The sequence below is a fragment of the Pseudomonas akapageensis genome, assembly GCF_011355085.1.
GTDB classification, from domain to species: Bacteria; Pseudomonadota; Gammaproteobacteria; order Pseudomonadales; family Pseudomonadaceae; genus Aquipseudomonas; species Aquipseudomonas akapageensis.
On record NZ_VXCP01000010.1, the window covers coordinates 417,572 to 435,024 of the forward strand.

Here is a 17,453-nt window from a genome sequence, read left to right on the forward strand (position 1 = left end):
TAGCACTCCAGTTGCAAAATAGGACTCGAAAGGGTCGTGAAAACATCAGTCCAATGGCGGCACAGGCAGCCCGCGCTTGGCATAGAAGGCATCGACAAAGGCGGCCAATGTACCTTGTTGAATAGCCTCGCGTAAACCAGCCATCAGGCGCTGGTAATGGCGCAAATTGTGGATGGTATTCAACATGCTACCCAGCATTTCGCCGCACTTGTCCAAATGGTGCAGGTAAGCACGGGAGAAGTTCTGGCAGGTGTAGCAGTCACAGGTCGGATCGAGCGGCGAATCGTCATGACGATGGAACGCGTTACGGATCTTCAGCACGCCTGTGTCGATAAACAGATGACCGTTTCGCGCATTGCGCGTCGGCATCACGCAGTCGAACATGTCGACCCCGCGGCGCACACCCTCAACGAGATCTTCCGGTTTGCCCACCCCCATAAGGTAACGAGGTTTGTCAGCGGGCATCTGGCCCGGCAGGTAGTCGAGCACCTTGATCATTTCGTGCTTGGGCTCGCCCACCGACAAGCCGCCGATGGCCAGGCCGTCGAAGCCGATCTTGTCCAGGCCTTCGAGCGAACGCATGCGCAGGTCCTGGTGCATGCCGCCCTGGACGATACCGAACAGCGCCGCGGTGTTTTCACCGTGGGCGTTCTTGGAGCGCTGGGCCCAGCGCAGGGACAGCTCCATGGAGATGCGCGCCACGTCTTCGTCGGCCGGGTATGGCGTGCATTCGTCGAAAATCATCACGATGTCCGAGCCCAGGTCGCGCTGGACCTGCATCGACTCTTCCGGCCCCATGAACACCTTGGCGCCATCCACCGGCGAGGCGAAGGTCACGCCCTCCTCCTTGATCTTGCGCATGGCACCCAGGCTGAACACCTGGAAACCACCGGAGTCGGTCAGGATCGGGCCGTTCCACTGCATGAAATCGTGCAGGTCGCCGTGGGCCTTGATCACTTCCATACCCGGGCGCAACCACAGGTGGAAGGTATTGCCGAGGATGATCTCGGCACCAGTGGCGTGGATATCCCGGGGCAACATGCCCTTGACCGTGCCATAGGTGCCCACCGGCATGAAGGCCGGGGTCTCGACGACACCACGGGGGAACGTCAGGCGGCCACGACGCGCTTTACCGTCGGTGGCCAGCAACTCAAAGGACATACGACAGGTGCGGGTCATGCGGGATCCTCGGGCGCGATTTCCTGGGGGGCTTGCGGCGCCGGATTGCGGGTGATGAACATGGCATCACCGTAACTGAAGAAGCGGTAGCCGTTTTCCACCGCAGCCTTGTAGGCCGCCATGGTCTCGGGGTAACCGGCGAAGGCCGAGACCAGCATCAGCAGCGTGGACTCGGGCAAATGAAAGTTGGTGACCAGGGCATCGACCACATGGAACGGCCGCCCCGGGAAAATGAAGATGTCAGTGTCGCCGCTGAACGGCTTGAGTACACCATCGCGCGCCGCGCTTTCCAGCGAACGCACACTGGTGGTCCCCACCGCCACCACCCGGCCGCCACGGGCACGGCACGCGGTTACGGCATCGACCACATCCTGGCCGACCTCCAGCCACTCTTTATGCATGTGGTGGTCTTCAATGCGCTCGACCCGCACCGGCTGGAAGGTACCGGCACCGACGTGCAGGGTCACGAATGCCATCTCGACACCCTTGGCCTTGATCGCCGCCAGCAGCGCATCATCGAAATGCAACCCGGCAGTCGGCGCCGCCACCGCGCCGGAGCGCTTGGCATACACCGTCTGATAGCGCTCGCGGTCGGCGCCTTCGTCAGGGCGATCGATATAAGGCGGCAACGGCATATGACCGATGCGGTCGAGCAGCGGCAACACTTCTTCAGCGAAGCGCAACTCGAACAAGGCATCGTGACGCGCGACCATCTCGGCCTCGCCGCCGCCATCGAGCAGAATTTGCGAGCCCGGCTTGGGCGACTTGCTCGAGCGCACATGGGCCAACACCCGATGGCTGTCGAGCACCCGCTCAACCAGAATCTCCAGCTTGCCGCCGGAGGCCTTCTGGCCGAACAGACGCGCCGGGATCACCCGGGTATTGTTGAACACCATCAGATCGCCAGGGCGCAAATGCTCCAGCAAATCGGTGAACTGACGGTGAGCCAGCGCCCCGCTCGGACCATCCAGGGTCAGCAGGCGACTGCTATGGCGCTCGGCCAGAGGGTGGCGAGCGATCAGGGAATCAGGGAGCTCAAAGGCAAAATCGGCGACGCGCATGATGGGGTTCGGTTCGACAGGGCCGCAAAGTTTAGCGGAAATCGTAAAAATTGACTATGAAACCTGTTGACCAACGGTAAGCTCATCTCTAAACTTCGCCGCCAGCAAGCCCTGATGGCGGAATTGGTAGACGCGGCGGATTCAAAATCCGTTTTCGAAAGGAGTGGGAGTTCGAGTCTCCCTCGGGGCACCAAACAGCAGTACTGAGAGCCTTCTACCAGGCTCACAGCAAAGAAACCGGCCATTGAGCCGGTTTTTTTATGCCCGCAATTCCTGCGCTTCACACGGTACTTCAGGCACACCGCACCGCCTGCATCGCTGGCAAGCCAGCTCCCACAAGGGAACGGTTGTGCATGGACTCTGTGGGAGCTGGCTTGCCAGCGATGAGGCCCGCCCCATCACCACAAATTCCAAATTCACACCTCAATCCTCACCAATTCGCACTGCCTCTGCGCCCACATCCGCTCAGAGCAGATGTTTGGATATGTACTTCGAAATTTCTACAATCGACGTCTTCCCGGTAAATTCGAACTTAACTTTACCAAGCGACGAAAAGTAAATTTCCAGTTCAGAGTCCAGGTCAAATGTTCCAGATGTTTCCACGGAATAGGCGACGATGTTTTTGTACGGAAGGGAGGTGAAGTCTTTTTTACTTCCGGTAATACCCTGCACATTTACCGAGATGATTCGCTTGTTAGTAAATACCACGCCATCGCGCATGGATTTATAGGAGTCGATCACCTCCTCCCCCTCCAGCAGTAGAGAAGTGACTCGCTCTGCGTACTCATCGTTTTGTTTCAGCTTGAAAAAGCCTTTGTTGTTAAAGTCAATCATTTGCCAATCCTTGCTCTAAAAGTCATATTCCAGAATCATGAAAACTACTGCTGGCTATTGTCTCCACATCAACAACTGGCTGTAAACCCTTTGTTACCTGACCGATACACCAGGAAGCTCTGGCTCATGACCCTGCTGATGACTGCTACCACTTTTCCCATGGAATCTTGGGAAATTTCCGATTTACTCCCGCTCCCCTTGTATCGAGTCTAGGGCCTGGCAATTGGCCCTGACTCAGTTTATTCGTACAAGGAGCTCAATCAATGACCAAAGGACATTTTATTCGCCTGGGTGACAAGACCACCTGCGGTGGCACAGTTCAGGAAGCAGATACACGCGTCATGATGTTTGGAATCGCCCATGCACGTGAAGGTGACCGGGTCACCTGCGGGAAGGATGGAAAGACCTATGTGATCACGGGCGGAGTCTCATACATCACGAGCAACGGCAGGCGCGTGGCCGGACATCTGGATAGCTTCAGCAATTGCCCCTGCAAAGCTGAACTGATTCCTACGATTTTCAACGCCAGCTATGAGTCAAGCCGAAGCGCTGCACCGCAGGCCAGCCGAACAACGGCTACATCGGCTTCCCCGGCCGAAACCAGCAGCCCGGCGGCGCCACGCCAATCCAGTTTCGCTTCTTCTAACAATTCAGCGCCAGCGATTTACGGCAGCCCAGAGGCCCAGGAACCGGGCTTCTACATCGTGCCCCACAGCATGTCCGGTGAACAGGTCCTGCGCCAGCTCAATCCCTACCCAGCGGCGCAATTGATCAATCGACTCAAACAGCTCAACCCTTCCTTTGGTCATGGCTTCAAGGCCGGCGAACTCTTTGTCCTCGGCGACCCGTACAACCCAACAGCCTGCACGCGCGAAGACGCCGCCATGATGGCCGCGGCCGCCCAGGTACGCGAAGCCCTGGCGCCACTGAGCGAAGAAGAGGCCAACTTCATGGCGCGTCATCTCGGCGAAATTGCGCTTCTCACCGGTGGTGCGAGCGAAGCGCTGGGCGTCGGCAAGGACATGCTGGAGAAGGGCGTCAAACAGGTCGAAGGCACCCTGCGCAGTCTCGAGCTTTTGCATCAACGGGAACTCTCGGCCCATGGTCACCTGCGAAGCAAGACGCTCTTCGATACGCGCCGTCAGCTCTACAGCCAACTCGACGCCCAATTGAAAACCACCTTCCTCAACAAGCAAATCGACCTCGGCAGTTACGACAGCCTGCGTCGCGACCTTGGTATGGCCAGCAGCAGCCCGGTGCATCACTGGAGCCGTTCCGGCGCTTCCGGGTACATACTCGGGTATGCCACGTATATGGAGCAGATCGCCAAGGCGGCCAAATATCTGAAGTATGGGGGCTATATTGGCGTCGGATTGGGCGGTTTTTCATCCTATGCGAAAGTTCAGGAGGTATGTCGTGCGGGAGAAACGCAGGAATGCAAAAAAATCCGTTTCACCGAAAGCGGCAGCTTTGCAGTTGGATTAGGTGGCGGAGCGCTAATAGGACGCTTGGGAAGCGTCGCAGGACCTTATATCTGCGCAGCCATCGGCTTGGGATCGGGTGGCATTGGCGGGGTCGCCTGTGTCCTAGTGGTAGTTGGAGGCGCTTCGTACTTTGGCGGTGCTGGCGGTGGTGCGGCTGGCGAATTGGCAGGTGAATTTTTATATGAGCAAATCCAGCCATGAGTGGTTTTTGGCATTCTTGGTGGGCATTCGCCTTTCTGCTAGTCCCCTTGTTGATCGGCCTGTCTGGCATGGCAGTTCTGGCCTACATCACTTACCGCTACTACGACAGAATAATCGCGGCATTTCCCAATAGCCGTGGTGTTCGGACCTATAACCGGCTTTGGTCGGGCTTTGGTTTCTCTTCACGTTGTAGTCAGGTCGCCAACACCGCTAGCTTTGTGCTCTGGCCGAAGATTCAAGTTCGGCGCGGCGAGCTTGATCCCAAGGAAGTTCGTAACTTTCCCGCCGAAATCAAACGGCTTATGGCTGTTTCCGTCGGTCTCATATCGATTGGTGGGGTGTGGTTTCTTTTGGCTGTTGGTTTGCTCAAACTTTCTGGAAGCTAACAGTCGCAAGCTACGCTCAAGATAAACGACACATACAAAAACCCCCTCACTCTGGAGGGGGCTGTCGTGCAACAGGCTCAATCAACTGAACCTGTTTTTCCCAAGCCATACATCAGCTCACCGCGCCGGAATCCCCGCAAACGCCCAGGAAGGCTCCTGAGCCGGCGCTGCCGCATTGAGCTTCCGCGCCCACTGAGTCAACACCACCATCATCGCAAACCCGAGCACGATCAACACCGGATACGCCACCAACAACTCGGTGAGCGAGTACTTCCAGGCCAGTGGCCGACCGACACCGAGCATGGCGGCATACAACCAGGACACACCCGACAGTACGCCGGAGAACAGGGCAAACATCCGCACACCGACCTTAAGATCCAGCAGCGACCCGACCTTCAGCAATGCAGGGCACACATAGCGATGCAACAACATGCCGTTAAAGGTCAGCAACAACACAATAATGACTTTGGCTTGAAGTTTCGGATTGGCAAAATAGGTCATTCCTTTGTCAAGATAATCAATGCCTATTACCGCAGCCCCGGTAATCCACAAAAATATCAGCGCATTGGAAACCGACTTCTGCAGACCTGCCATATGATCGTTATCGTGCCCCGTCGACACACGACCTTTCAATAAATCCTTGACCATTGCGGCATCGCTGGCAAACACCAGGCCAATGGCTACGCAACAGGCTAATAGATGAACATAAACAACCGCCAACCGCAAAAGCTCCATGGATTCTTTCTGCCCGAACAGGCTGATAATTGTATTAATCTCCACGTTTACTTCTCCACTCTATGCAATAGTGCAAAATGATCATGCAACAGGCGTGCGAACTACTTGGTCGCAACTACAGGATCAAGATCACTTTAAAAAACCAAATCAATTATCTGGCACTTCAGGAACGCAGCGACTCGCCTAGCGAATCATTGATGAGGGCATATCGTTACTCCAAGTCTCAGGTAAAAAAAATCCCCATGTGCATTCACTACGATGCAGATGAGGTTGAACGTCCATTTTTTTACTAGGGAGTGCAGTGCGTGGTCACCGGGGACCGGCCTGCTGGAAAATAAGAGGCCTGGTTTTTCCGATCGTTCATTTTTCGAGCCAAACCACCGACGGGCGGTCCGGTGTTCGCCACCAATGAATACTTGCGCGTTTGGCTGTAACCTGCGTAGTCAACAGGCTGAAATGTTTCAGCTCGTGCCCATATAACCTTGGCGGTGTTGCGTTATACGCAAATCGCCTGAACCGACCGATGGCGGACCTTGCCCCTCGGCGCAAGAGGCTCATACTCCTGAATTACGCGGGCAAACCAGTTTCACCACCCGCGTCCTGCGTCCAATGAACGGGCCAGGTTCAACCACTGTCACCGCGAGCATGCCCTGCTGTCCTTTTGCCAATAACCACGAAGAAAGAGAGGCCAGCCCGCAATCATGCTTCCTGTAAGCAGGAGATTGCCATGCGCACGATACAGAGGATCCTGGTTACCATGCCGCCCTTTTCAGACTGCCCCGCCCTGCTGCGTGGGCAGCAGTTGGCCCTGAAACTGGGTGCCGCGCTGGACCTGCTGGTCTTTGACCCGCACAGCGACCAGAGCGAATTCATCGAACGGCAGGTCACCAGCCTGCGCCACTTCGGCGTACGTGCTCGCGGCGAGCAGGCCGGGGAAGACTCCAGCCACGCCGTGCTCACGGCCAGTCGCGCCCAGGAAAGCGACCTGGTGATCAAGCAACATTTCTCCATCCCACGGCTCAAGCAATTGTTCACGGCCAGCGACGACGCGCATCTGATCCGCCAGTTGCCGGTGCCCTTGCTGCTGGTCAGGAACTCCGCGCCCTGGGAAGGAGGAACCGTCCTGGCGGCCATGGATGTCGAACATCATGATGAGGAACACGTCGCCCTGCAGGGTAATGTGATGGACTATGCCGCCAGCCTGTGTGAGCTGTTGGGTGCTTCCCTGCATGTGGTCTGCGCCTATTCTCCCGCCCTCATGCCCCAGGGCGGCCCGGATGTCACCATCGACGAGGTTGTCGCCGCTCACTTGCACGAGCAATGCCAGTGGTTCCAGAACGAATATGAGCTGCCCGAGCACCGACTGCATATCGGCGAAGGGCCGGCCAAGGCCTTGATTCCTCGTATCGCTCACCAACTGGAAGCCGTCGTGACCGTCCTGGGCACCGTGGCCCGGCATGGATTGATGGGTGCACTGCTGGGCAACACGGCCGAGCACGTGCTCGATCACTTGGACGGCGATGTGCTGGTGCTCAAGCCTCATACAGAGCCCGAGCCGACAGGGCATCGGGTGGCCTGAGGATGGATTGGTTTGCCGGGGGCCGCTTTGCGGCCCAGCGCAGCCTTCGGCAGCGGCTACAAGAGTCCGAATCAACTCGGTCGGTGTAGCCGCTGCCGCAGGCTGCGCTCGAGCGCAAAGCGGTCGCAACAAGGCCGGATCAGGTCTCGCTTCGCGCATCCCGGGTCCGCAACCGCTCAGGCAATCCCCACAGTAACAACGCGGCAGTGATCAGCCCTGTCACGGCGATCACATAGAGCGCCGGCGTGGTGCTCCCCGTCAAATCCTTGATCCGCCCGACCATGATCGGGCTGACGATCCCGCCAAACTGCCCCAGGCAGTTCACCAGGGCGATCCCACCTGCCGCACCTGCACCTGCACCTGCCAGCAGTTTCGGCGGCAAGGTCCAGAAGATCGGGATCGAGGCGATCACACCCGCACCCAGCAGGCCAAGAGAAACGATCAGGAAGACGGTGTGGTCGGCAAAGATCCCGGCGCAGAGAAAACCAAAGGCCCCGAGCGCAACCAGCCCCGCCGCGTATTTACGCCGCTCGCCACTGGTATCCGACAGCCTGCCGATCACGACCATGGTAATAGCGCCGCAGATGTAGGGGATGGCGGTGAGCAGCCCAATGATGGTCGGGCTTTCGGTGCCAGCGCTGCGAATCAATTGCGGCGCCCAGAAATTCAGGCCGTAGGAGCCCACCTGGATGAGGAAGTAGATCAGCGCCAGGGTGAGAAAACCGGGAATGCGGATGGCGGCGAACAACGAGCTGCCGGACTTGTGCGGTTCCTGTTGGCTGATGCGGCTGCTGAGGAAGGTCTTTTCCTCGGCCGTGAGCCATGGTGCGTCCTGCACGCGGTCCTTGAGCAGGGTCAAGACCATCAGCCCGAGCGCAATGCACGGCAAGCCACCGAGCAAGAACAGCCAGTGCCAGCCGCGAATGTTCATGAAGCCATCGAGATGACCGAGCACAAGACCCGATACCGGTGCGCCGACCAGCCCGGAGAAGGCCGAGGCCAGGAACAGGATGGAGGTGATGCGCCCCCGGTAGTTCTGCGGGAACCACAAGGTCAGGTAGTAGAGAATGCCAGGGGCAAAGCCGGCTTCCATCGCACCGATGATGAAGCGCAGCCCGTAGAACTGCCATTCGGTGGTGACGAAGGCCATCATGGCCGTTGCCAGCCCCCAGGAGATCATGATGCGCGCGATCCAGCGCCGCGCGCCGACCTTGTAGAGCATCAGGTTGCTGGGCACTTCGAACAAGACATAGCCAACCACGAACAGACTGGCGCCAAGGCCATAGGCGGTGTCGCTGAAACCCAGGTCCGTCTGCAGCTGGAACTTGGCAAAGCTGATGTTGATACGATCGAAAAAGGCGAACAGATAACAGATCATTATCAGCGGCATCAGGTGCCAGGCGACTTTGCGGATCAGGGCCTTTTCCATATCGACGGCGGCCGGCAAGGCTGCCCCTTCGAGGACATTGGTTTTCATGGTATCTCCACTTGGACTGCCCCGTGGTGCAGTCCTGTTGTTTTTGTAGTGTGGCGGGTTGGTTGTGTTAGTCGATCAGGCCGACCGGCGCTGCATGCAAGTCACAGTTGCGACCGGCCTTGGCCACCTGGCCAGGCAGTTCATGGCCGAGCAGCGCCGGCAATGTGCGTGAAAGCTGCAACAGGTGCGGCAGGTCGATGCCGGTGGGGATGCCGACTTCTTCGCAGAGGTTCACCAGGTCTTCGGTGCAAATGTTGCCCGAGGCACCCGGGGCGAACGGACAACCGCCCAGCCCGCCCAGCGCGGAATCGAAACGGCGAGCGCCGACTTCATACGCGGCCAGCACGTTGCACAGCCCCAGGCCGCGGGTGTTGTGGAAATGCAGGGTCAGCGCGTCGGCGGGCAATCGGGTCAGCACGCGAGCCACCATGCGTTCGACCTGGCGCGGGTTGGCCATGCCGGTGGTATCGGCCAGGGTCACGCCTTGAACGCCGAGTGCCAGATAAGCGTCGACGATGCGCATGACGTCGTCTTCATCGATCCTGCCTTCGAATGGACAGCCGAAAGCGGTCGCGACACTGGCATTGAGGCTGACAGGCTGCCCCTGGACCGCCGCGACGATCTCGCCGAAGCCTGCCAGCGATTGTTCGCGCCGCATGCGCATGTTGGCCAGGTTGTGGGTCTGGCTGACGGACATCACCAGGTTCAGCTCGTCGGCATTGGCAGCCAGGGCCCGTTGTGCCCCCTTGAGGTTGGGAATCAGCGCGACGTAGATGACGCCAGGCTGGCGCTGGATGCCCTGGAACACCTGTTCGCCATCGCGCAGCGCCGGGATGGCCTTGGGCGAGACGAAGGAGCCGGCCTCGATGCGGGTGAAACCGGCGAGCGACAGTTGGTTGATCAAGGCGATCTTGTCCCGGGTTTCGACCCAGGTCGGCTCGATCTGCAGGCCATCGCGCGGAGCGACTTCCTGCACGATCAAGGTGCTGCTGTAGTCGCGGATCATTGCACCACTCCTTCGCTTTGCAGCCGTTCGATATCACCCGGGGTCATGCCCAGCCGGGCGAGGATGGAACCGGTGTGCTGGCCCAGTGCAGGACCTTGCCAGTTGACCTCACCCGGAGTCTCGGAGAGCTTGGGCACGATGCCGGGCATCTTGACCCGGGTGCCGCCGGGCAGTTCGGCGTCGAGCAGCATGTCCCGGGCCAGGTAATGCGGGTCGGCCACGATGTCGGCCACCGAGTAGATGCGTCCGGCAGGCACTTCAGCGGTTTCCAGTGCCGTCAGCACGTGTTCGATGGGGTGGGCCGATGTCCATTCGGTAATCGCGGCATCGAGCAGGTCGCTCTGCCGCGCGCGGCCATCGTTCTGGGCAAACTCGGGCGCTTCAGCCAGGTCCATGCGGCCGATAGTGCGCATCAGTCGCTTGTAGATCGGGTCACTGTTGCCGGCAATCACCACATAGGCACCGTCTGCAGTGGGGTAAGTGTTGGACGGGGCGATACCCGGCAACGCGCCGCCAGTGCGCTCGCGCACATTGCCCAGCAGGTCGTATTCCGGCACCAGGCTCTCCATCAGGTTGAATACGCTTTCAACCAGGGACACATCCACCACCTGTCCTTCGCCCTGCCCTGTCTTGACCCGCAACAACGACATCAGCGCGCCGATTACCGCATGCATCGATGCCAACGAGTCACCCAGACTGACCCCGACCCGCGCCGGTGCCGAATCCGGCGAACCCGTGGTGTAGCGAATGCCACCCATGGCCTCGCCAATGGCGCCGAAGCCAGGTCGATCACGGTAGGGCCCGGTCTGGCCGTAGCCGGAGATACGCACCAGGGTCAGCTTCGGATTCAAGGCGTGCAGGACATCCCAGCCCAGACCGAGCTTTTCCAGCGCACCGGGGCGCAGGTTCTCGATCAGGACGTCGGTGTCTTCGAGTAATTGCTTGATGATGGCGACGCCCTGGGGCGACTTGAGGTTCAGCGCCAGCGACTGCTTGTTGCGCGATTGCAGGTACCACCAGAGCGAGGTGCCTTCGTGGAGTTTTCGCCATTTGCGAAGGGGGTCGCCCTGACCGATCGATTCGATCTTGATGACCTCGGCGCCGAATTCCGCCATCAAGCGTGCGGCGAACGGGGCGGCGATCAGCGTACCGATCTCTAGAACCCGGATGCCGGTGAGAGGGGCAGTCATCTTGGTTACCTCTTTTGTTCTTGGAGTTGGAACCAAGACTAAAAGAGCGCCGGGCGCCTGATCCAACCGTATGTTGGCAAGCATCGTTCGCCAAACACGAACGCTTGCTCAACACCGCACACTAGAGCTCCGGAGCACGCAGGTGCTCGAACAATAATCGGCTGACCGGTGACAACGAAGCATGATCACGCACCACCAGCAACAGTTCGCGTTCGGCCCAATCATCGCGCAGTGCCACGGCGCGCAGGCCGAGGGCCTGGCCAAACAGCTCGAAGGCCTTGCGCGGCAGGATGCCGATGCCCATTCCGGCCTGAACCATCCGGCACACGGCATCGAAGCTGGGAACATGGATGCGCAGGCGCAACACCCGCCCGGCCTTGCGCGCAGCGGCATGGGTGCGCATGTTGATGGAACTGGCCGAGTGCAGGCCGACGTAGTCGAAATCCAGCGTATCGGCGAAATCCAGCAGCTGTTCGCCTGCCAGCGGGTGCTCGGCGCGCATCACCACCACCAGTTGATCGCGCTTGTAACCCATGCTGACCAGCCCTCGGGTGTCGCTGTCAGCCGAACAGATGCCGATATCCGCAGCGCCATCGAGCACGCCCTGGATCACGCCGTCGCTGGGCCGCTCTTCAAGGTCGACCTTGACCTGTTCGTGACTGGCGACGAAAGCGCGCAGGTCCTCGGGCAGGAATTGAATGATCGCCGACAGGTTGGCCAGCATGCGCACATAACCGCGCATGCCCTGCACATGCTCGCCCAGTTCAAGGCCGATCTTCTCGACATTGCCCAGCATGCGCCGGGCATGGTGCAGCAAGGTCTCGCCCGCCGCCGTCAACACCATGCCCTTGGCCTGACGCACGAACAGCGTCACGCCCAGCGCCTCCTCCAGCTCCTGCAGGCGCTTGCTCGCCGCGGAAACGGCAATGGCTTCGCGCACGGCGGCACGGGTCAGGGTGCCTTCTTCGTGCACCGTGACGAACAGCTGCAGGGTGACCAGGTCGAGGCGGCGGATGAGGTGTTTCAGCTGCATGCGGGGGGGCTCATTAGGGTTGGCATGGATAATACGCCAGAAATTTCGTACTGATCTGGCCTCGAAAAGCTGACAGCCAATTTGGAGGCGCACGCCCACAATCGCTCGAACACATTGCATGAACTTTTGATCATGCTGGATAGAACGAAGAGAACGACAATGACTCAGCTAGGAACCTTGGAGGATTCAAAGCTCCTGACTGATGACGACACTATTGCGGAATTTCTGGCAGATGGCCGCAGAGACGAGAATCCCGATGTGTTTCTGCGGGCATTGCAGGAAGTCGCCATGATGGAAACAGCATTTCTGTTGCGATCCCCTGCCAATGCTAAACGTCTGATCAAGTCGATCAACAGCCTGCGCAGCGGTAAAGCTGAAGCCAGGCAACTCATCGAATGAATCAATTTATTACGTGTTGCTATCGCCATTGAGATAACAAAAATGCACCGCGGCGCCTGCATCGCGGGCAAGCCCGCTCCCACAGGGACCGACCCTGGCACCAACTCTGTGGGAGCTGGCTTGCCCGCGATGAGGCCATCAGCCTCACCCCGAAAATCGCTTCCGGTAATCACTCGGCCCAACCCCCAACCGCCGCACAAACGCCCTTCTAAATCCATCCAGATTGGCATACCCCACCGTATCGGCCAGCCGTTTGAGCGACACATCCGAATCCTCAATCAGCCGCCTGGCGGCATCGATGCGCGCCAGTTCGACGAACTCGGCCGGGGTCGAGCCTGCTTCGGCCTTGAAGGTACGGGCGAAGTTGCGTTCGCTCATGCCGGCGCGAGCGGCCAGGGTCGGCACACTCAAGTCGGCCTTCAGGTTTTCCAGCACATAATCCTGCACGTCTCTGATCACGCTGCGTTCGGCGGTCTGGGCCGCTAATTGAGCGCTGAACTGCGACTGTCCGCCCGGCCGCTTGAAGAACATGACCATTTCGCGCGCGACGCTCAACGCCAGTTCCCGGCCGTGATCCTCTTCGACCATCGCCAGTGCCAGGTCCATGCCCGCCGTGACACCCGCCGACGTATAGATGTTGCCATCCTTGATGAAGATGCTGTCGGGGTCGACGTGGGTTTGCGGGTGCTCCCTGGCCAGCCGCGCGCTGGAGTTCCAGTGGGTAGTCACGTGGCGCCCGTCGAGCAGGCCCGCGGCAGCGAGGGCGAAGGCGCCGCTACAGACGGAGCCGATACGGCGCACGGACTTTGCTTGTTCGCGCAGCCAATCCTGCAACGCCGGATTACTGGCAATCTCGTCGATGTGCGGGCTGCCGGCCACGAGCAGGGTGTCGATCTTGCCTTTGTAGTTTTCAAAGGTTTCGTCGATGGCCAGTCTCAAGCCGCTTGAGCATTTGATCATTCCCCCTTCGGTGCCGAGGACCTCGACCCGATAGGCACGTGGATTGCCGAGCTGCCTGGCCGCCTCGGCGAAGACGTCGGCCGGGCCGACCACGTCCAGCAGCTGCACGCGAGGGAATGCAAGAAGGGTTATGCGCATGATGTCTGTCCTCGTCGAATCATTGGCTGAAAACGTCGTTACATGACTATTTCAGCCAAATGCCATTTGGCTGAAAATAGCTCTAACGGCAAATTCAGTCAAACGGGAGACCGCCATGAACTCTGCATACACCCCCTCCGTCGCTGCAAGTCAATCGGTATCGACCAGCACGACATCCATCAAAAATCTGCCGATCAATCTGTTCGGTTCGGTCATGGGCCTGGCCGGGTTGAGCCTGGCCTGGCGCCTGAGTGGCCAGTATTTCGGTATCGGCGCTGTGCTGGGTGAGGCGATCGGCATCTTTGCCGGGCTGGTGTTCATCCTGCTGACACTGGGCTATCTGACCAAGTGGGCAAAACACCCTGAAGCGGTACGAGCGGAATTCAACCATCCGATCGCCAGCAACTTCTTTGGTACCGTCACCATTGCGTTGTTGCTGCTCTCGGCAGTCGCAGCCCCCCATAGTCAACTGCTTGGCCAGGCACTTTGGGTGCTGGGCAGCGTGTCGACTGTCCTGCTGGCAGGCCTGGTGGTTTCCCGTCTGCTGTCGGGTAACCAGGACCCGCAAAATGCCGTACCTGCATGGCTGATCCCGGGCGTTGCCACCCTTGATATCGCGGTCACCGGTGCGCATATGCCCATGGCCTGGGCCGCGGAATTCAATCTGTTTGCGTTGGCCGTGGGTGCGGTGCTGGCACTGATTTTCTACACCCGGATCTTTTCGCGGCTGGTGCACCAGGCAGCCCTGGCCAAAGGCATGGTGCCTTCGCTGATGGTTCTGATTGCACCGTTCGAAGTGGGCTTTCTGGCGTATACCAATGTGTTTGGCGAGATCGATCGGTTTGCCAGCGTGCTGTTCTACTTCGGCCTGTTTCTGTTCGTGGTGCTGAGTTTCAAAGTGTTCCGTCGGGATGTGCCCTTTACCCCTTCGTGGTGGGCAATCAGCTTTCCCATCGCGGCCTTGAGCAACGCGGCACTCAAATATGCACATGCCCAGGACAGCACTGTGCTGATGGTTATCGCTGCTTTGATTCTGCTGTTTCTGTCCCTGGCGCTGTTGGTGCTGACCGTGAAAACCCTGGCCAGCCTGTTCAGTGGAAAACTGCTGGCCAACTGAATCTTTCCCCCCTTTTGCGAGCCCTCAGCGGCTCGCTTTTTTTTTGACGTACAAAAGGCCCGCTTCAATGACATACAACGCATCGTGGTTACTGTTGATTATTGCCGGCTGCCTGGAGATTGCCTTTGCAGTCGGGCTGAAGTCGGCCAATGGTCTGGAGCGGCCGTGGATTCTGGCGGGGACCGTGGTCGTACTGGCTGGCAGCTTGTACCTGTTGACTATGGCGCTGCGCGTGTTACCAGTTGGAACTGCCTACGCGGTATGGACGGGAATCGGTGCCGCCGGCACCGCTATCGTGGGCATGTACTGGCTGGGCGACGGGGTATCGCTCTGGAGAATTGTCTGGATCGGGCTGATTCTGTTGAGTGTTGCCGGGCTGCGCTGGGCAACCTGAGTCGAGCGAGCGGCATGTCCGCCACCATTTGTTAGACTCCAATGACCACCCTTCGAGGAAGCCCCCCGACATGACCGACCCCATCCGCCTCACTCAATACAGTCACGGCGCTGGCTGCGGATGCAAGATCTCGCCCAAGGTCCTGGAGGTCATTCTTGCCGGCAGTGGCGCGCAGAATCTCGACCCCAACCTCTGGGTCGGCAATGCCTCGCGGGACGATGCGGCGGTTTATGCCATTGATGATGAGCGCGGCGTGGTCTCGACCACCGACTTTTTCATGCCGATCGTCGACGATCCGTTCGACTTCGGCCGCATTGCTGCCACCAATGCCATCAGCGATATCTACGCCATGGGCGGCGACCCGCTGATGGCCATTGCGATTCTGGGCTGGCCGGTCAATGTGCTGGCGCCGGAGGTGGCCCGTGAGGTGATTCGTGGCGGACGAGCGGTGTGCGACGCTGCGGGGATTCCCCTGGCCGGCGGGCACTCGATTGATGCGCCGGAGCCGATTTTCGGCCTGGCAGTAACGGGCCTGGTCGAGAAGCGCTTCATGAAGCGCAACGACACCGCTACCGAGGGCTGCAAGCTGTACCTGACCAAGCCGCTGGGTATCGGCATTCTGACCACGGCCGAGAAGAAGGGACTGCTGCGGCCGGCAGACCAGCATGTGGCGCGCGACCTGATGTGTACGCTGAACAAACCCGGGAGCCGCTTCGGCAAGCTGAACGGAGTCAAGGCAATGACCGACGTCACCGGTTTCGGCCTGCTCGGTCATCTGGTCGAAATGGCCGATGGCAGCCGGCTGACCGCGCGCATCGAGTACGACCGCGTGCCGCGCATTGCCCACATCGAATCCTATATGGATCAGGGCTGTATCCCGGGCGGCACCCTGCGTAACTTCGACAGCTATGGCGAGCGCATCGCCCGGCTGCCGGAAATGCGCAAGCTGCTGTTGTGCGATCCGCAGACCAGTGGCGGGCTGCTGGTAGCCGTCGAACCGAGCGGCGAGGCAGAGTTCCTCGCCGTGGCCGCCGAACTGGGCCTTGACCTGGCGCCAATCGGCGAACTGGTGAGCCGACAGAGCCACGCGGTCGAGGTGGCGTGATGCGCGAGGACACCACCGATTATCGCGGGATTTTCCTCGACGACATCCCGCTGATGGATGTGCGCGCCCCGGTCGAGTTTGCCAAGGGCGCCTTCCCGCACACGGTCAACGCCCCGTTGATGAACGACAACGAGCGCCAGCGGGTGGGCACTTGCTTCAAGCAGCACGGCCAGAAAGCCGCCATCGAACTCGGTCATACCCTGGTGTCCGGCGCGGTCAAACAGGCGCGCATAGAGGCCTGGGTCGCCTTCGCCCGCTCGCAACCCCAGGGATATCTTTATTGTTTTCGAGGCGGCCTGCGTTCGCAGATCACTCAACAGTGGCTCAAGAGTGAAGCCGGGATCGAGTATCCGCGCGTGCTTGGCGGCTACAAGGCGCTGCGTAATTTCCTGATCGACACCACCGAGAACGCCGTGGCCGAGTGCAACTTCGTGCTGGTCGGCGGCCTGACCGGCACGGGCAAGACCGAAGCGCTGGCAGCATTGAGCAACACCCTGGACCTGGAAGGCCACGCCAACCATCGGGGCTCCAGTTTCGGCAAACATGCAACGCCGCAACCGGCGCAAATCGATTTCGAGAACACGCTTGCCATCGACATCCTGAAAAAGCGCGCCCAGGGCATCAACCAGTTCGTGCTTGAGGATGAAGGGCGCATGGTCGGCCGCTGCACGGTTCCGCTGGCGTTGTATCAGGGCATGCAGCAATTTCCGGTGGTGTGGCTGGAAGACAGCTTTGCCGACCGGGTCGAGCGTATCCTCAAGGACTACATCCTTGATCTGTGCGCCGAATTCATCGCCGTCCATGGCGATGAGCAGGGTTTTGCCTTTTTCGCAGAGCGCCTGCGCCAGAGCCTTGCGAGCATCGTCAAACGCCTGGGCGGCGAGCGCTATCAGCGTCTGGCGTTGATCCTGGACGATGCGCTCACCGAACAGGAAAACAGTGGCAACGTCGAGCTGCATCGCGAATGGATCACAGCCCTGCTCCAGGAGTATTACGACCCGATGTATGCCTATCAGCGCGACGCCAAAGGCCACCGCATCGAGTTCAGTGGCAATCGCCACGAAGTGATCGAATACCTGCGCGCACGTGCTGAGCGGCGCTGAGATCAATCATCGCCCCATCGCGACGGCTACAAACGGCAGGGGCATCTATAATTCGGCCCAGCTCGCTGTCTT

Annotated in this window: 17 protein-coding genes and 1 tRNA gene; 9 read left to right on the forward strand and 9 right to left on the reverse strand. The window is 59.5% G+C overall.

Annotated features, from left to right (window positions below):
• Window positions 1–45: 45 nt before the first annotated feature.
• The gene (tgt, locus tag F2S13_RS08990) at window positions 46–1,161 is read right to left on the reverse strand and encodes a tRNA guanosine(34) transglycosylase Tgt (RefSeq protein WP_166360183.1); all 1,116 of its coding nucleotides are present in this window, start codon (window positions 1,159–1,161) and stop codon (window positions 46–48) included.
• 14 nt (window positions 1,162–1,175) lie between these two features.
• Entirely contained in the window at window positions 1,176–2,240 is a 1,065-nt protein-coding gene (gene queA, locus F2S13_RS08995; RefSeq protein WP_166360116.1) for a tRNA preQ1(34) S-adenosylmethionine ribosyltransferase-isomerase QueA, read from the reverse strand.
• A gap of 108 nt (window positions 2,241–2,348) precedes the next feature.
• On the opposite strand from queA, the gene F2S13_RS09000 reads away from it, so the two are divergent.
• Window positions 2,349–2,433: transfer RNA gene (locus tag F2S13_RS09000), tRNA-Leu, on the forward strand.
• Window positions 2,434–2,705: 272 nt separating this feature from the next.
• On the opposite strand, the gene F2S13_RS09005 is transcribed toward F2S13_RS09000, so the two are convergent.
• On the reverse strand, window positions 2,706–3,074 hold the full coding sequence (locus tag F2S13_RS09005) for a PH domain-containing protein (RefSeq protein WP_166360117.1): 369 nt from the start codon (window positions 3,072–3,074) through the stop codon (window positions 2,706–2,708).
• A gap of 263 nt (window positions 3,075–3,337) precedes the next feature.
• Here F2S13_RS09005 and F2S13_RS09010 point away from each other — a divergent pair, with 263 nt between their 5' ends.
• On the forward strand, window positions 3,338–4,759 hold the full coding sequence (locus F2S13_RS09010) for a PAAR domain-containing protein (RefSeq protein ID WP_166360118.1): 1,422 nt from the start codon (window positions 3,338–3,340) through the stop codon (window positions 4,757–4,759).
• A complete protein-coding gene (locus F2S13_RS09015; protein WP_166360119.1) occupies window positions 4,756–5,145 on the forward strand; it encodes a hypothetical protein in 390 nt (129 codons plus the stop codon). The genes F2S13_RS09010 and F2S13_RS09015 overlap by 4 nt, the downstream gene beginning before the upstream one ends.
• 117 nt (window positions 5,146–5,262) lie before the next feature.
• Here F2S13_RS09015 and F2S13_RS09020 read toward each other — a convergent pair whose 3' ends face one another.
• The gene (locus F2S13_RS09020; protein WP_218583867.1) at window positions 5,263–5,880 is read right to left on the reverse strand and encodes a hypothetical protein; all 618 of its coding nucleotides are present in this window, start codon (window positions 5,878–5,880) and stop codon (window positions 5,263–5,265) included.
• Window positions 5,881–6,607: 727 nt separating this feature from the next.
• Here F2S13_RS09020 and F2S13_RS09025 point away from each other — a divergent pair.
• The gene (locus F2S13_RS09025) at window positions 6,608–7,459 is read left to right on the forward strand and encodes a universal stress protein (protein WP_166360121.1); all 852 of its coding nucleotides are present in this window, start codon (window positions 6,608–6,610) and stop codon (window positions 7,457–7,459) included.
• Window positions 7,460–7,598: 139 nt separating this feature from the next.
• Here F2S13_RS09025 and F2S13_RS09030 read toward each other — a convergent pair whose 3' ends face one another.
• The 4 genes from F2S13_RS09030 to F2S13_RS09045 form a co-directional block, all read right to left on the reverse strand.
• Entirely contained in the window at window positions 7,599–8,936 is a 1,338-nt protein-coding gene (locus F2S13_RS09030) for an MFS transporter (protein WP_166360122.1), read from the reverse strand.
• 67 nt (window positions 8,937–9,003) lie between these two features.
• Entirely contained in the window at window positions 9,004–9,942 is a 939-nt protein-coding gene (locus tag F2S13_RS09035; protein WP_166360123.1) for a hydroxymethylglutaryl-CoA lyase, read from the reverse strand.
• Window positions 9,939–11,132: a CaiB/BaiF CoA transferase family protein gene (locus F2S13_RS09040; protein WP_166360124.1), complete on the reverse strand. Its 1,194-nt coding sequence runs from the start codon at window positions 11,130–11,132 to the stop codon at window positions 9,939–9,941. Before F2S13_RS09040 ends, F2S13_RS09035 begins: the two co-directional genes overlap by 4 nt.
• Window positions 11,133–11,253: 121 nt before the next feature.
• On the reverse strand, window positions 11,254–12,165 hold the full coding sequence (locus tag F2S13_RS09045) for a LysR family transcriptional regulator (RefSeq protein WP_166360125.1): 912 nt from the start codon (window positions 12,163–12,165) through the stop codon (window positions 11,254–11,256).
• Between the two features lie 159 nt (window positions 12,166–12,324).
• On the opposite strand from F2S13_RS09045, the gene F2S13_RS29385 reads away from it, so the two are divergent.
• The gene (locus F2S13_RS29385; protein WP_246237815.1) at window positions 12,325–12,564 is read left to right on the forward strand and encodes a prevent-host-death protein; all 240 of its coding nucleotides are present in this window, start codon (window positions 12,325–12,327) and stop codon (window positions 12,562–12,564) included.
• Between the two features lie 144 nt (window positions 12,565–12,708).
• Here F2S13_RS29385 and F2S13_RS09055 read toward each other — a convergent pair whose 3' ends face one another.
• Entirely contained in the window at window positions 12,709–13,662 is a 954-nt protein-coding gene (locus tag F2S13_RS09055; protein WP_166360126.1) for a GlxA family transcriptional regulator, read from the reverse strand.
• A 115-nt stretch (window positions 13,663–13,777) separates the two neighbouring features.
• Between F2S13_RS09055 and F2S13_RS09060 the strand changes: the two genes are divergently transcribed.
• The 4 genes from F2S13_RS09060 (at window position 13,778) to mnmH (ending at window position 17,381) form a co-directional block, all read left to right on the forward strand.
• The gene (locus F2S13_RS09060; protein WP_166360127.1) at window positions 13,778–14,779 is read left to right on the forward strand and encodes an SLAC1 anion channel family protein; all 1,002 of its coding nucleotides are present in this window, start codon (window positions 13,778–13,780) and stop codon (window positions 14,777–14,779) included.
• 67 nt (window positions 14,780–14,846) lie between these two features.
• On the forward strand, window positions 14,847–15,173 hold the full coding sequence (locus tag F2S13_RS09065) for a DMT family transporter (protein ID WP_166360128.1): 327 nt from the start codon (window positions 14,847–14,849) through the stop codon (window positions 15,171–15,173).
• 70 nt (window positions 15,174–15,243) lie between these two features.
• Entirely contained in the window at window positions 15,244–16,278 is a 1,035-nt protein-coding gene (gene selD, locus F2S13_RS09070) for a selenide, water dikinase SelD (RefSeq protein ID WP_166360129.1), read from the forward strand.
• Window positions 16,278–17,381 carry a tRNA 2-selenouridine(34) synthase MnmH gene (mnmH, locus tag F2S13_RS09075; RefSeq protein WP_166360130.1) on the forward strand — a complete coding sequence of 368 codons (1,104 nt, stop codon included), beginning with the start codon at window positions 16,278–16,280 and terminating at the stop codon, window positions 17,379–17,381. The genes selD and mnmH overlap by 1 nt, the downstream gene beginning before the upstream one ends.
• The last annotated feature ends 72 nt before the right edge of the window (window positions 17,382–17,453 follow it).

What these genes read in the sequence shown, in the direction of transcription:
- F2S13_RS09065 (WP_166360128.1), top strand. Translation starts at nt 14,847, where the DNA reads ATGACATACAACGCATCGTGGTTACTGTTGATTATTGCCGGCTGCCTG.
- F2S13_RS09010 (WP_166360118.1), top strand. Translation starts at nt 3,338, where the DNA reads ATGACCAAAGGACATTTTATTCGCCTGGGTGACAAGACCACCTGCGGT.
- F2S13_RS09005 (WP_166360117.1), bottom strand. Translation starts at nt 3,074, where the DNA reads ATGATTGACTTTAACAACAAAGGCTTTTTCAAGCTGAAACAAAACGAT.
- F2S13_RS29385 (WP_246237815.1), top strand. Translation starts at nt 12,325, where the DNA reads ATGACTCAGCTAGGAACCTTGGAGGATTCAAAGCTCCTGACTGATGAC.
- queA (WP_166360116.1), bottom strand. Translation starts at nt 2,240, where the DNA reads ATGCGCGTCGCCGATTTTGCCTTTGAGCTCCCTGATTCCCTGATCGCT.
- F2S13_RS09035 (WP_166360123.1), bottom strand. Translation starts at nt 9,942, where the DNA reads ATGATCCGCGACTACAGCAGCACCTTGATCGTGCAGGAAGTCGCTCCG.
- mnmH (WP_166360130.1), top strand. Translation starts at nt 16,278, where the DNA reads ATGCGCGAGGACACCACCGATTATCGCGGGATTTTCCTCGACGACATC.
- F2S13_RS09045 (WP_166360125.1), bottom strand. Translation starts at nt 12,165, where the DNA reads ATGCAGCTGAAACACCTCATCCGCCGCCTCGACCTGGTCACCCTGCAG.
- selD (WP_166360129.1), top strand. Translation starts at nt 15,244, where the DNA reads ATGACCGACCCCATCCGCCTCACTCAATACAGTCACGGCGCTGGCTGC.
- F2S13_RS09025 (WP_166360121.1), top strand. Translation starts at nt 6,608, where the DNA reads ATGCGCACGATACAGAGGATCCTGGTTACCATGCCGCCCTTTTCAGAC.
- F2S13_RS09040 (WP_166360124.1), bottom strand. Translation starts at nt 11,132, where the DNA reads ATGACTGCCCCTCTCACCGGCATCCGGGTTCTAGAGATCGGTACGCTG.
- F2S13_RS09055 (WP_166360126.1), bottom strand. Translation starts at nt 13,662, where the DNA reads ATGCGCATAACCCTTCTTGCATTCCCTCGCGTGCAGCTGCTGGACGTG.
- F2S13_RS09015 (WP_166360119.1), top strand. Translation starts at nt 4,756, where the DNA reads ATGAGTGGTTTTTGGCATTCTTGGTGGGCATTCGCCTTTCTGCTAGTC.
- tgt (WP_166360183.1), bottom strand. Translation starts at nt 1,161, where the DNA reads ATGTCCTTTGAGTTGCTGGCCACCGACGGTAAAGCGCGTCGTGGCCGC.
- F2S13_RS09060 (WP_166360127.1), top strand. Translation starts at nt 13,778, where the DNA reads ATGAACTCTGCATACACCCCCTCCGTCGCTGCAAGTCAATCGGTATCG.
- F2S13_RS09020 (WP_218583867.1), bottom strand. Translation starts at nt 5,880, where the DNA reads ATGGAGCTTTTGCGGTTGGCGGTTGTTTATGTTCATCTATTAGCCTGT.
- F2S13_RS09030 (WP_166360122.1), bottom strand. Translation starts at nt 8,936, where the DNA reads ATGAAAACCAATGTCCTCGAAGGGGCAGCCTTGCCGGCCGCCGTCGAT.